This is a genomic window from Acinetobacter gyllenbergii, from assembly GCF_001682515.1.
GTDB classification, from domain to species: domain Bacteria; phylum Pseudomonadota; class Gammaproteobacteria; order Pseudomonadales; family Moraxellaceae; genus Acinetobacter; species Acinetobacter gyllenbergii.
In genome coordinates this window covers 73,565-87,598 of the sequence record NZ_KV575270.1, presented here as the reverse complement: position 1 = coordinate 87,598, position 14,034 = coordinate 73,565, and the positions used below count along the sequence as shown (strand labels likewise).

Genomic DNA, 14,034 nt, shown 5'->3' with positions numbered 1-14,034 from the left:
TCCATGCGTTAGATGAATTATATAATTTTAGTTGTGATGTGGATAACTTAAGACATATCAACAATCGATAAATATATTTTCTAAATCTGCTACAATTGCGCCAATTTTAAATTCTTTCGCATGCCATCTGTTCTTGCCATTGTTTGCAGATACATATGGGTGCACAAATTGTAGATTTTTTAGCATGTTTAAAGATGAATTAGCGGCACAGGTTGCCCAACGTCGCACCTTTGCGATCATTTCCCACCCCGATGCAGGTAAGACCACCATGACAGAAAAACTGTTGTTATGGGGGAAGGCGATTCAGGTTGCGGGGATGGTCAAAAGCCGTAAGTCTGACCGTTCAGCAACCTCAGACTGGATGGAAATGGAAAAAGAACGTGGTATCTCGATTACCACGTCGGTGATGCAGTTCCCTTATAAAAAGCACACCATTAACTTACTTGATACGCCGGGACATGAAGACTTCTCGGAAGATACCTACCGGACCTTGACTGCCGTTGACTCAGCTTTGATGGTGATCGATGGTGCAAAAGGTGTCGAAGAACGAACCATTAAATTAATGGAAGTGTGTCGTATGCGCGACACACCAATCATTTCATTCGTCAACAAAATGGACCGTGAAATTCGTGAGCCTCTTGAGTTGCTCGACGAAATCGAAAATGTCTTGAATATCCGTTGTGTGCCGATTACCTGGCCTTTAGGTATGGGGCGTGATTTTGCTGGCGTCTACAACCTGCTTGAAAATAAGCTATATGTCTATAAAGCAGGTTTTGGATCAACCATTACTGATATTGAAGTGCGTGATGGTTATGATCATGCCGACATTCGTGAAAAAGTAGGCGAATTAGCATGGTCATCCTTTGAGGAATCTCTTGAATTGGTACAAATGGCCAATGAGCCACTCGACCGTGAGTTATTCTTGCAAGGTAAACAAACTCCAGTCTTGTTCGGTACTGCATTGGGTAACTTTGCAGTAGATCATGTCTTGGATACCTTTATTAATTGGGCGCCAGAGCCGAAGGCACATCCAACGCAAGAACGTATTGTTGAAGCCAATGAAGAAGGCTTCACTGGCTTTGTCTTCAAGATTCAAGCCAATATGGACCCAAAACACCGTGACCGTATTGCCTTTATGCGTATTTGCTCAGGTAAATATGAAAAAGGTCTGAAAATGAATCATGTGCGTATCGGTAAAGATGTGCGTATCAGTGATGCTTTAACCTTCCTTGCGGGCGAGCGTGAACATCTGGAAGAGGCTTGGCCGGGTGATATCATTGGTTTGCATAACCACGGGACCATTCAGATTGGGGATACCTTTACCAGCGGTGAAGATCTACATTTCACAGGGATTCCACACTTCGCACCTGAAATGTTCCGCCGTGTCCGCTTGAAAGATCCTTTGAAATCGAAGCAGCTGCAAAAAGGCCTGAAAGAGTTATCTGAAGAAGGTGCGACCCAAGTGTTCATGCCACAAATCAGTAATGATCTGATTGTCGGTGCAGTCGGTGTGCTACAGTTTGATGTGGTTGCTTACCGCCTCAAAGAAGAATATAAGGTTGACTGTATTTACGAGCCAGTCAGTGTACATACCGTTCGTTGGGTGCATTGTGACGATGACAAGATTCTGAATGAATTTAAGAAAAAAGCACATGACCAGCTTTCAGTGGATGGCGGTGGTCATCTGACTTATCTTGCACCAAGTCGTGTAAACTTACAGTTAATGCAAGAACGTTGGCCAGATATTCAGTTCCGTAACACACGAGAACACTAAACTGCACAAAAACAGCTTCTAATTAGAAGCTGTTTTTAATTGAATGCTCTAAAAATAAAGGATGATGCAATGAACACTTTAAAACCACTTTTAGCTGTCAGTATGATGATTGGCATAATGGCTTTAACGGCATGTGATCATCCGAATAAAAATGAAAGCACTAAGGAACAGACCAAGGAACAGGCTGCGTCATCGGTCGAAAAGGCTGAAGTATTGCCTTACTTAAATATGAAAGAAGCCAAGGCCGATTATGCCTTGCCATTCTGTGAAAAGAAGAACTGTATTGATCTCGATATTCAGACAGTCAAAACCCAAGATGAATGGCTGAATGCATGGATTGCAAAAAATCAGGCCAATGTGATTCAGCAACAAATTGAACAGAATAAAAACCTGACCCTGCAACAGGCGATTAATGCCTACGTGAAAAAGTCAGATGAGTGGCAAGATAAATATTCTAAAAACAAAGCCTATGAACTGCATCTAACCACACGTATTGCCTCGCAACGGAATCAATATGTATTGTTGCAAGTGGGTGTGGATACACAACAAGAAGATATTGCGGTGAAAGATCGCTTCTACTTTTTTGTGGCGGATCGTAAGCTGCAAAAGAGTGTCAGTGTTTTGGATGTAATCCAGAAGAATCAGCAAAATGCCTTAAACCAGATTATTCAGGCGCATTATCAAACATGGGTAGACAAGCAATCGGCAGAAGTCAAAAAGCAAGTGCCGAAAAAATTGTATTGGGGACAGGCCGATTGGTTCTTTGATGGGGAAGGCATTGGAGTGCATTATCGTGCCAATGAAATCAGCAAAGATGCACCACAACTAGATATTTATTTGACTACGGAACAAAGCAAACAAATGCTACAAGCTGAAATATATCAGCAAATGTTTTAATTGAGCCAGAGGCCGCTATTCTAAGTTTCGTATAGAAATTGCATGTGCCTGTAGCGGTTTTGCTTTAACTTCGATAGCATTTAAAAATCTTGTGTAATAACAATGCTGATAGGTTTTAAATGAAAACATTTTATAAATTTAGCGTCCTTGCATGTGCAATTCTGCTTGCCGCTTGCCAGCCGAAATCAGAGCCGAAAGAATCACAGGATAAACCCGCTGATCCACCTGTGGTACAGCAACCCGCCGAGCCAATCTTACGCGGTGAAACCTTGAAGTTACAGGTGAGCTTGCCTGAGTGTAAAGGCAATACCTGTCCTGATTTTACGGTTGAACGATTACAAAGTAATTTCCCGTTTATTGATCAATTACTGGATCAGCAAATTCTTGAGCAATTGGGCAAGATTTTAGATGTGGTCGATGTGGATGTTTCTGCGACTTCAACGCCTAAGACTGCTGAGGATAAATCGAGTTTGGATGCTCAGGCTCAAGCCTATGCCAATGCCTTTGTGAAAATCGATGAAGAGTTAAAAGCGCTCAGCAGTAGCCATCAAATTAGCTTGATGATTAAGCCCAAAATTTTGCAACCGAAAGGAACATTGGCAACCGTTGTATTAAATAGCAGCAGTTATTTGGGGGGAGCGCATGGCTCGACCTCACAGCGTTATTACAACTTTGATTTGACCACTCAAAAACAGATTCAATTACATGATTTATTGTTGCCTAAACAAAAAGCCACTTTAGACAAATTGGCGCATGAGGCCTTTAAAACATGGATTGTTGATTCCAAACTTGCAACGGATCCAAAGGAATATGAACAGGCTTGGCCTTTCCAAGTCACTGATAATTTCTTGTTAGGTGAGCAAGGGTTAATTTTGCAATATGGTGAATATGAGATTGGTCCTTATGTGGTCGGATTACCACGTTTAGTCATTCCATTTAGCGAATTACAAGGCGTGTTAAAGCCTGAGTATTTACCTAAAATAGATAAGCCAGCAGCATCAACCCCTGCTGCAAGTACGCCAAGTCAAAGTTAATGCAACTGTTCGATACCCATACCCATTTTGATGTTGCCGATTTTGATATTGATCGGCAACATCTGGCTGAACAAGCAAAACAGGTTGGGGTCGATGCTTTGGTGTTAATCGGTTTTGTTGAATCACGATTCGATGAACTGATCCATACCCATCAACAATTACACGCTTGGGACAAGGTGCCGACTTCTTATCTGGCCCCTGGTTTACATCCTTTTTATATCGAACAACATCAGCCAGAACATTTACAGCGACTTGAGCAAGTCCTACAGCAGCATGATTGTGTGGCGGTGGGTGAAATTGGTTTAGATACTTTTTTAAAACAACATAAACAGCCCGAACTGTTTGCCAAACAGCAGCATTATTTTATTGAACAATTGGTATTGGCAACACAATATCAAAAACCAGTGTTATTACATATCCGTAAAGCACATGCAGAAACGATTGCCATTTTAAAAGCACAAAAATTTAAATTGGGTGGCATTGCCCATGCCTTTAGTGGTGGGGTGGAAGAGGCCAAGGCCTTGGTGAAATTAGGCTTCAAAATTGGGGTGACAGGACAAATTACCAATCCAAATGCCAAAAAACTGCATCAAGTGGTACACGCGATAGGCAGTGAAAACTTGGTGATCGAAACTGATTGTCCAGATATGACGCCGTTGTGTTGCCAAACTTCGACCGAGCATCGTACCCGTAATACCCCAGTCAATTTACCTTATGTGCTGGAGAGTTTGGCTCAGACCCTTAACCAGCCTCAATTACAGCTGGCTGCACAACTTTGGCAAAACTCACTGGCTGCGTTGCGACTTAAATTTTAAGAGAATAAGCAAATAATCTCGTTAAAAATAAGATACTAAAAGGGAACACATGCTTTTCTAAACAGGGGTACATTAAAAGAACAATTTGATAATAAACACATCAGCCAATACTGGGAGGGCGACCTTATGGCCAGATATAGCAAAATCAATAGTTTCAATGCATTACAAACACTCAGCGTCGGTTCGACATCCTATCAAATCTTTAGCTTGGCGCGAGCAGCTCAAACTCTCGGTAATATTGAACGATTACCGAAGTCTTTAAAGGTTTTGCTAGAAAATTTACTCCGTTTTGAAGACCAAAAAAGTGTAAAAGTGGAGCATATTCAAGCACTGGTCGATTGGCAAAAAAGCAAACGTTCAGATCAAGAAATTCAATATCGACCTGCACGGGTACTGATGCAGGATTTTACTGGTGTTCCTGCAGTAGTCGATCTGGCAGCGATGCGTGCTGCGATGGCACAGGCAGGTGGTGATCCCAACCTGATTAACCCTTTATCTCCTGTGGATTTGGTGATTGACCATTCAGTAATGGTCGATCATTTTGCCGATGACAATGCCTTTGCTGAAAACGTTGAAATTGAAATGCAGCGCAATGGTGAGCGTTATCAATTCCTACGTTGGGGACAATCTGCCTTTAATAATTTTAGTGTGGTGCCACCCGGTACAGGGATTTGCCACCAAGTCAATTTAGAATATTTAGCGCAAGCCGTCTGGTTAGGTGATGATGAAGGTCAGGTTTTTGCCTTTCCAGATACCTTAGTTGGAACAGATTCACATACCACTATGATCAATGGTCTTGGTGTATTGGGATGGGGGGTTGGAGGGATTGAGGCCGAGGCAGCAATGCTCGGGCAACCTGTATCAATGCTGATTCCAGAAGTGATCGGTTTTAAACTGACTGGAAAATTAAAGGAAGGCATTACTGCAACAGATTTGGTCTTAACTATTACTCAGATGTTGCGTCAAAAAGGCGTGGTTGGAAAATTTGTTGAGTTCTATGGCGATGGTTTGGCAGATTTACCTTTGGCAGATCGTGCCACCATTGCCAATATGGCACCAGAATACGGTGCGACTTGTGGATTTTTCCCGATTGATGAAGTGACGCTGGGTTATTTAGCGTTGACGGGACGCAAACAAGACCGTATTGATTTGGTCGAAGCTTATAGTAAAGAACAAGGCTTATGGCGTCATATCGGTGATGAGCCAATTTTTACCGATACGCTCAGCTTGGATATGAGTACGGTGCAAGCCAGTCTGGCAGGACCAAAGCGTCCACAAGATCTGGTTTTGTTGGGCGATGTTCCGAAAACCTTTAATGCGTTGATGGAGTTGAATTTAAAACCCGCCAAAGAAGCCAAAGAACGTTTAGAGAATGAAGGCGGCGGCGGTACGGCGGTTGAAGCCAAGAAAGCGAATTTGGCGCATGAACAACCGTCTTGCACCATTGAAGGTAAATCTTATCCATTGAATCATGGTGATGTGGTGATTTCCGCGATTACCTCATGTACCAATACTTCAAATCCAAGTGTGATGTTGGCGGCGGGTTTACTGGCGAAAAAAGCCATTGAAAAAGGTTTGCAGCGTAAACCGTGGGTGAAAAGCTCACTGGCGCCTGGTTCTAAAGTGGTGACTGATTATCTGGCCGCGGCGGGCTTAACGCCGTACTTGGATGAGTTGGGCTATAACTTGGTCGGTTATGGTTGTACGACTTGTATTGGTAACTCTGGACCTTTGCCTGAACCGATTGAAGAAGCAATTCAATGTCATGATTTGAATGTAGCTTCGGTACTTTCAGGTAACCGTAACTTTGAAGGGCGTGTTCATCCTTTAGTGAAAACCAATTGGTTGGCCTCACCACCACTTGTTGTGGCCTATGGTTTGGCGGGAAATATTCGGACTGATTTAACCACTCAGCCGATTGGACAAGATCAAAATGGTCAAGATGTCTATTTGAAAGACATCTGGCCAAGTCAGATTGAAATTGATCAAGTCTTGCAGAAGGTCAATACCGACATGTTTCATAAGGAATATGCAGCGGTGTTTGATGGAGATGCAACTTGGCAAGCGATTCAGATTCCACAAAGCCAAACTTATGCGTGGCAAGACAACTCGACCTATATTCGACATCCGCCATTTTTTGAAGAAATTAATCAACCTCCAAAAGCCATTACCAATATCGAGCAGGCAAGGATCTTGGCGGTATTGGGCGACTCTGTTACCACCGATCATATCTCTCCAGCAGGGAATATCAAGAAAGACAGTCCAGCGGGACGTTATTTACAGCAGCAAGGGGTCGAACCAAAAGACTTCAACTCTTATGGTTCTCGCCGTGGTAATCATGAAGTGATGATGCGTGGGACGTTTGCCAATATTCGGATTAAGAATGAAATGCTGGATGGTGAAGAGGGCGGCAATACCATCTTCATCCCAACAGGTGAAAAGCTGGCCATCTATGATGCATCCATGCTGTATCAGCAACAGCAAACGCCGTTGCTGATTATTGCAGGTAAGGAGTATGGAACAGGTTCGTCACGAGACTGGGCCGCAAAAGGCACTAATTTATTAGGTGTCAAAGCCGTCATTGCCGAGAGTTTTGAACGGATTCATCGTTCGAATCTGGTCGGTATGGGGGTATTGCCTTTGCAGTTTGTGGATGGTCAAACCCGTCAATCCTTGAACCTCACTGGTCGTGAAGTATTGTCGATTTATGGCCTATCCGATGATATTCAGCCACATCAGACGCTGGATATTCAGGTTGTACGAGAAGATGGCAGTCAAGACCAGTTTAAAGTGTTGTGTCGGATCGATACCTTGAATGAGGTGGAATACTTTAAAGCAGGCGGTATTTTGCATTATGTACTACGCAATCTGATTGCTGCATAACGAGACACCTTCTGAAAAAAAGATGAAAGCTGGTCTTTCATCTTTTTTTGTTTGAATTTCAAGCATTCAGCGTTAAGGTAGTCAGGCTCGATTAAATTGGATAAAGGCTTTGAATCAGTTACCCCGCTATGTTTATTATCTGTTGGTGGCTCAGGCCTTTAACTTAATTGCTGCCGTCTTATCAGTAACAGTTTCAGCAATTGTGGGGTTAAAACTGGCGCCGACTCAGGCACTCGCCACAGTGCCTTATGGCTTGCAATTCTTGGCAATGCTGCTGACCACTTTTATTTTCTCTTTTTTAATGAAAAAGTTTGGTCGGCATGTGGTCTTCCAATTTGGTTGTGTCTGTCTTTTCTTTGCTGGTGTTCTCGGTTATTTAGCCCTACAGCAGCAACAATTTTACTTATTGTGCCTGAGCCATTTTTCTCTGGGTTTATTCATTTCCACCGCGAATTTTTATCGTTTTGCTGCTTCTGATCGTTTGGCGACAGATTTAATTCCGAAAGCTACTGCGATGGTCATTTCGGGTGGTGTGGTTGCTGCGGTGATTGCACCGATGTTGGCAATCCAATTTCAACAGGTGCAAGGATTACCCGATTTCACTGCGATCTATTTAATTTTTAGTGTTTTGGCGTTTTTCCTCTCTCCAATTCTGTATGTGTGGAATCAACGGTTTCAAATACAACAAACCGAGCAAATAGAGACAGCATCCATTCCGCGTGCCAAATTGCCGAATACTTTGATTATCGCTGCCGTCATCAGCGGTGCTTTTGCTTACTATATTATGAATGTGATGATGATTATGTCCTCCTTGCATTTAAAGGAGCATCATTCATTTCATTATGCTTCGATCTCGATTCAGCTACATGTATTGGCGATGTTTATCCCGTCCTTCTTTGTCTCTAAACTGATTCAACGCTGGGGCACATACAGCACGATTTATCTCGGTTTTGCTTTGTTGATGTTATCGTCCCTGATTCCAATATTTGGACAAGTGGGGATCTATATTAATATTGCTTTGATCGTGCTCGGTGTCGGCTGGAATTTTGCTTATTCAGGTGCATCAACCTTGTTAGCCGGTCTTAACGAGCAGCAAAAACATCGTGTCCAAGGCATCAATGAAACAGGAATTGCCTTATTTGCGACCTTAGGGGCATTTTTACCTGCACCGATTTTAAGTAGCCTCGGATGGATCAATGCAAACCTATTGGCTTTATGCATGAGCCTGATGGTTTTTATCCTGTTGGTTATTTTAATTCGTCGAGATCAATCATCCCCTAAAGTTTCACGGGGCTAACCTAAAACAAGTGAAACACGCTAAAATAGTGCTTTGATTAAAAAGATAGACCACGACTGTGATGACCGATGTTCCTGTAAATGATGAATATGAACGCCGTTTTGCTGGTGTTGCCAAAATTTATGGAGAAAATGCCTTTTCGCATTATGAACACAGTCATGTCATGGTGATTGGGATTGGTGGTGTTGGCAGTTGGGCGGTTGAGGCACTGGCACGTACAGGGATTGGTGAATTAACTTTGGTCGATATGGATGTGGTCGCAGCATCAAATATTAACCGTCAATTGCCTGCGATGAGCTCAACACTCGGACAAGAAAAAATTGCAGTGATGGCGGAGCGTTGTCGCCAGATCAATCCACGCATGAAAGTGAATGTGATTGATGACTATCTGACGCCTGATAATGTCAAAGAAATTTTAAATCCAGTACCAAGCATTGTTTTGGATTGCATCGATGATGTCAAAGCCAAACTTGCCTTGATGCTGCATTGCCGCTTTAACAAGATTCCGTTGATTGTTTCGGGTGGTGCGGGTGGTAAACTCGACCCACTGAAAATTCGTGTCGCAGATTTGTCCAAAACCGAACAAGATCCAATGTTGGCAAAGTTACGCACGCAACTGCGTTCTATGGGGATTTGCAAAAAGCCAAAAGAGAAATTTGGCATCACTTGCGTGTATTCGATTGATAACCCATTTTCCAGTGCGGATATTTGTCCAAGTGCGGGTCTGCGCTGCGGGGGATATGGTTCGGCGGTGGTGGTGACTTCAAGCTTTGCCATGGTGGCGGTGGCTGAAGTCTTAAAGAAACTGGATAAAATCCGAACCTAAATCAGATTTCAATTGATTAAGCCTGTGGATATTGCGGCGCTAAACGGTAATAGGTATAGGTGACATTTGGGTCTTTATAGACGTCATAACTGGTTTGCTTAAAATCAGAAACCCATTGTGAACCCGTAAAGCCAGCAATGTGCCCATAGCGATGCTTTTTAGTGCGGTGGATAATGTAAATATCACCAGGTTGCGGGTTGTTAAACGCAGGTGTAATTTTTTGATAACCAATCTGCTGTAGAGTGCGGCCCCAGTCTGACGCAGCCACTGGATGCTGGACAATATTGGCACCTGCTGACTGTAGGGCGATTCTGACAAATTTAGCGCATTGTGATGAACTACGATAAGAGGCACGCTTTGCCAATTTCTGAGAGAATTTATCAACATCAATTGCTGGTACTGATGCAGGCTTCGGCATTTCTCGATAAGGAATAACCACCTGTTGCGAGGGTGGGTGAATCATACTGTGATCAACTGAAGGTACATCATAAATCATTGTGCATCTCTACCGCATTTTCAAAACAACTGAACGTGTGCCAGAATTTATTACGGCGCCCATAGTAAGCGATAAATCTTAAAAAAACTGAAATGTAACGTAATAATATAACATTTGAGCTGTTGTACTGATCACTTAGGGTAAATTAGCAGTTAAGAATCTTTTTCATTATCAGTAATTTGTTGGTTAATAAGTTTCAATAAAATGATTTGTAAGATTATATTTCATTTTTGATTGAAAATTAGGCAACTTAGTGTGGTTGATCTGATTTGGTTTAATGGTGGTTTTATTACAAGCTTATGTTTATTATAAAAATATTTAAAAGGTGACTTGAAATTATCCATCCAGAAAAGTTTTCTGATTTCGATTAGATCGTGCAACTCATTCAGCCATATATCAAAGACTTTGCTTTGAATACAAGCGTTTTTAAAATATTCAGTTCAATATTGCGACGCTTGGTTGTGAACACTTCAATATAAATCACCTCATTTTGAATAAAAAACAGAACCATTGAGCCGTAGTGTTTTTTACATTAAATCTAAAAATATCGTCTTTGGCGAACATATGTATTGAAGCACTTGCTTTGGTCGCATTCCTGAACGTATAGTGATGCGCCGCGTAGTATCGAACCTGCAATGAATTTTAAATATTGAGTTTGAGGGAAATCGGATATGAAAAAGACATTGCTGACTTCCTTTGTTTTTGCCAGTATCAGTTTGGGATGTTCACAGTCGAATGAGGCAAAAAATCAAAGTAATGCGCAAGCACAAACACCAGATGTACACTCAAATAAGCAACAATCAGTCAATCATCCTGAGCTCAAGGCATGGGTAGGGCATTATTCTGGTGTCGTTCCATGTGCGACATGCGTGACCAGTTGTGATGGCTGTTTGGGTACAGGAATTGATCTTAAAATTAATGCAGATCAAACCTTTGTATTGGAACAAACCAATAATAATGATAATCGCCCAGCTAAAATATATGCAGGACAATTTAAGTTTCTGGATAATGATCAGTTAAAGATTCAGCTACAAGGTGTTCCCACACGGAATATGATAATGTTAGGTGATGAACTGACTGAAATCATTGATACAAAAACACAGATGCCTTTTGATTCTTATGAAGAGTTTCAGTTAGCTAAAAAAGCTTAAACTAACTTTGGTTGTTTCTGAAAGATAAAATTGTGAAACCTTGCTTGAGCATAACGGTTAATGCGAGTTGTTAAGCTCAAGGGATGAGAAGTTCGGATTTATAGCAATTTCAACGCAGATGCAACATAGCGGTTTGCGCTATGTCCCAATGAAAACGTTATGCTGAGCGTATCAGATTAGTTCTGATGCTCTTTTAAATAATCTTCAGTGCGTTGCATCGCAGCTTGAATATTCTGAATAGCATTCTCAATGTCGGTGATGGTTTTGGCATTACCACCACTCAGCGCCTGACGCCATTTACGTGCACCTGGTAGGTTCTGAAATAAGCCCAGAATATGACGGGTGATAATTGAAAGCGGTGCACCTTCGGCCACACGTTGATGAATATAAGGCATCATTTGTTGCATGATCTCAAAACGATCAGGTGTTTCCAAATTCCAGAGCTGTCCCATCTCCGCCAATAGATAGGGGTTATGGTAGGCTTCGCGACCAATCATCACGCCATCGACATACTGTAAATGTTGCTGTGTTTCTTCAAAGGTCTTGATGCCACCATTAATTTCAATGGTGAGGTGTGGCCGTTCTTGTTTAAGGCGATAAACATCTTCATAACGCAAGGGTGGGACTTCACGGTTCTCTTTTGGAGATAAGCCCTGCAAGATGGCAATACGTGCATGCACGATAAAATGGGTACAACCGGTTGCTGCTACCGTATCCACAAAATGCAGCATTTCTTCATAAGAATGCATGTCATCAATTCCGATACGATGTTTTACCGTCACTGGAATCGAAACTGCTTTTTGCATACTGTGAATACATTCAGCCACCAGATTGGGTTCCGCCATTAAGCAGGCGCCAATTTTATTATTCTGTACGCGATCACTTGGGCAGCCGACATTTAAATTGACTTCGTTATAACCCCAGTCTTCTGCCATTTTGGTACAAGTTGCTAGTTCTTGTGGATTAGAACCACCGAGTTGCAGCACAATTGGCTGTTCTTGTTGATTGAAGTCTAGGTGACGATTGGCACCGCCATAAATAATCGCACCCGTGGTCACCATTTCGGTATAGAGCACCACATTTGGGTTAAACAGGCGTGCAAAGAAACGATAGTCCTTGGTGGTCCAATCCATCATCGGCGCGACGGAAATACGTGGCTTTAATGATTCAAGTGATTGCATAAACAGATCTCGGATGTGGACAAGCAAAGAAAGGGCAGCATTATACGAGTTTTGTGATCAATTCACCAATGCTGATACTTATCGCGTAGATTTTAAAAGAGTTTATATTTTGGCAGGGTTTCATTGTGCTCTTTAGCCATCAGTTCTAAGAGTTGGTCTTTTTATCATGACGTGAATTTGAACTTAATGATGTCGAATATATGCAATCGCACATAGATAGAAAGAAATGAAGTGCAGTTTAGGTTTCTGCTTCATAGGGCTGTAGGGCTTTACTTACAGCGTTAAAATTTTAACCTGACAAAAAAATCTAACATTCTTGGCATTAATCAATACTGTATTCAACCATACTTCTAGAGTTTGAATATTTTAGATCGGTCATCTCTTGAAGGAGATGCAAGTACGGTAGCATGGACTCTTTTATATTTTCTATTTTGTGTAAGGATTGTTGAATGAGTACATTGAATTTATGCTCAGTGCTCTCCATCATAACGGCAATATCGAGCATTTTTGCTGTATTGGGGGTATTAAGTTATTCAGGTGCATTGTTGTTGGTCATATTCATCACGCTTTCCATGTTTATGATACAACGGATAAAGTGGAGCTTCTAAGCCCACCATTTCTGATTAGTCTTTGGGTTGGTTTTCTGAGAATATGCTTGATAAAAGTCAAAATTTTTGTTGACTAAAATTACTATAATTAAATGAAAAATCTAAAAATGAAGTAAGTTTTCAGCAACCTAATGTCAACGATTCAAAGTTTTATATATAAAAATGATCTAACCTCTATATTTTTAATCTCAAATACATATTTAAAAATATTTGATTTATATCTCTTTTTAAAGGGAGCTTGTCGGAGAGTTTGCCCTGTGGGGTTATGTGAGAGCGAGTTGTGATTTGATTTTCAACGGATACCGATGTAGTAAAAGAAATACAATAAGAATCTAGCGGTGCTGTAAAATTAGTATCGTAATTCATTGGTTTTTTTTACATAAATTTATACTTTGACAAGATTTATCATATAAATATTAAGGAACGATATGCAAAATGTATTGATTGTAGATGATCATCCCGTTGCACGTTTCGCGGTTCGAATGCTTTTAGAAAAAGAAGGCATGACCGTCGTTGCCGAGACGGGTGATGGTTTAGATGCCGTTTCTTTAATTAAGCAGCTTAGACCTGATTTGGTGGTAATCGATATTGATATGCCCTCTTTGAATGGTATTGAGGTTGTTCAGCGTTTGCGTAAAAACGGTTATCAAGGCGGTATGTTGATGCTCAGTGGCAAGGATGATGATCATTATATCAAACGCTGTGCGAGTGCAGGTGCCGATGGTTTCATTAGTAAAAAAAATCAAATTATTGAGCTGCATGATGCGATTCGTGCCTTACGAGGAGGCTATGGCTATTTTCCGCGGTCGCTTGCACGTTTTCACGCTGTCGATGCGACATTAAATGATACTGAAATTGAAAAGAATAAAATTGCTGAACTTTCAACCAAAGAATTACAAGTACTACTATATTTAGCCAAAGGTGAAAAGGTGATTGATATCGGCGTGCTCATGCATATTAGTGATAAAACGGTGAGTACTTATAAGAGTCGTATGATGCAAAAGCTTGAGCTGAAAAATATGATGGAATTGTATGACTTTGCCCAACGCAATCATTTGGACTAAGGAATTAT

The 14,034-nt window shown here is 41.5% G+C and carries 11 protein-coding genes; 9 read left to right on the top strand and 2 right to left on the bottom strand.

What is annotated here, in order from left to right:
* Nucleotides 1-184 precede the first annotated feature (184 nt).
* From NG55_RS18375 to NG55_RS18345, 7 genes are all read left to right on the top strand, one after another.
* A complete protein-coding gene (locus NG55_RS18375) occupies nt 185-1,774 on the top strand; it encodes a peptide chain release factor 3 (RefSeq protein ID WP_065344059.1) in 1,590 nt (529 codons plus the stop codon).
* Nucleotides 1,775-1,843: 69 nt separating this feature from the next.
* Complete coding sequence (locus tag NG55_RS18370; protein WP_065344058.1) at nt 1,844-2,671, top strand: hypothetical protein; 828 nt, start codon at nt 1,844-1,846, stop codon at nt 2,669-2,671.
* Nucleotides 2,672-2,790: 119 nt separating this feature from the next.
* Complete coding sequence (locus tag NG55_RS18365) at nt 2,791-3,705, top strand: RsiV family protein (RefSeq protein WP_065344057.1); 915 nt, start codon at nt 2,791-2,793, stop codon at nt 3,703-3,705.
* Nucleotides 3,705-4,520: a TatD family hydrolase gene (locus NG55_RS18360; protein ID WP_065344056.1), complete on the top strand. Its 816-nt coding sequence runs from the start codon at nt 3,705-3,707 to the stop codon at nt 4,518-4,520. Before NG55_RS18365 ends, NG55_RS18360 begins: the two co-directional genes overlap by 1 nt.
* A gap of 126 nt (nt 4,521-4,646) precedes the next feature.
* Entirely contained in the window at nt 4,647-7,403 is a 2,757-nt protein-coding gene (acnA, locus tag NG55_RS18355) for an aconitate hydratase AcnA (protein ID WP_065344055.1), read from the top strand.
* Nucleotides 7,404-7,512: 109 nt separating this feature from the next.
* The gene (locus NG55_RS18350; RefSeq protein WP_065344054.1) at nt 7,513-8,700 is read left to right on the top strand and encodes an MFS transporter; all 1,188 of its coding nucleotides are present in this window, start codon (nt 7,513-7,515) and stop codon (nt 8,698-8,700) included.
* A 61-nt stretch (nt 8,701-8,761) separates the two neighbouring features.
* Nucleotides 8,762-9,526, top strand: a complete 765-nt coding sequence (locus NG55_RS18345) for a tRNA threonylcarbamoyladenosine dehydratase (protein ID WP_065344053.1) — start codon at nt 8,762-8,764, stop codon at nt 9,524-9,526.
* 16 nt (nt 9,527-9,542) lie between these two features.
* Here NG55_RS18345 and NG55_RS18340 read toward each other — a convergent pair whose 3' ends face one another.
* Nucleotides 9,543-10,022, bottom strand: coding sequence for a CHAP domain-containing protein (locus tag NG55_RS18340; RefSeq protein ID WP_016542022.1), 480 nt, complete (start codon nt 10,020-10,022; stop codon nt 9,543-9,545).
* A gap of 671 nt (nt 10,023-10,693) precedes the next feature.
* On the opposite strand from NG55_RS18340, the gene NG55_RS18335 reads away from it, so the two are divergent.
* Nucleotides 10,694-11,173, top strand: coding sequence for a copper resistance protein NlpE N-terminal domain-containing protein (locus tag NG55_RS18335; RefSeq protein ID WP_016542024.1), 480 nt, complete (start codon nt 10,694-10,696; stop codon nt 11,171-11,173).
* A gap of 176 nt (nt 11,174-11,349) precedes the next feature.
* Here NG55_RS18335 and dusA read toward each other — a convergent pair whose 3' ends face one another.
* Nucleotides 11,350-12,354 (bottom strand): tRNA dihydrouridine(20/20a) synthase DusA, encoded by a 1,005-nt coding sequence (gene dusA, locus NG55_RS18330; RefSeq protein WP_065344052.1) that lies wholly within the window; start codon nt 12,352-12,354, stop codon nt 11,350-11,352.
* A gap of 1,036 nt (nt 12,355-13,390) precedes the next feature.
* Between dusA and NG55_RS18320 the strand changes: the two genes are divergently transcribed.
* The gene (locus NG55_RS18320) at nt 13,391-14,026 is read left to right on the top strand and encodes a response regulator (RefSeq protein ID WP_016542045.1); all 636 of its coding nucleotides are present in this window, start codon (nt 13,391-13,393) and stop codon (nt 14,024-14,026) included.
* Nucleotides 14,027-14,034 lie beyond the last annotated feature (8 nt).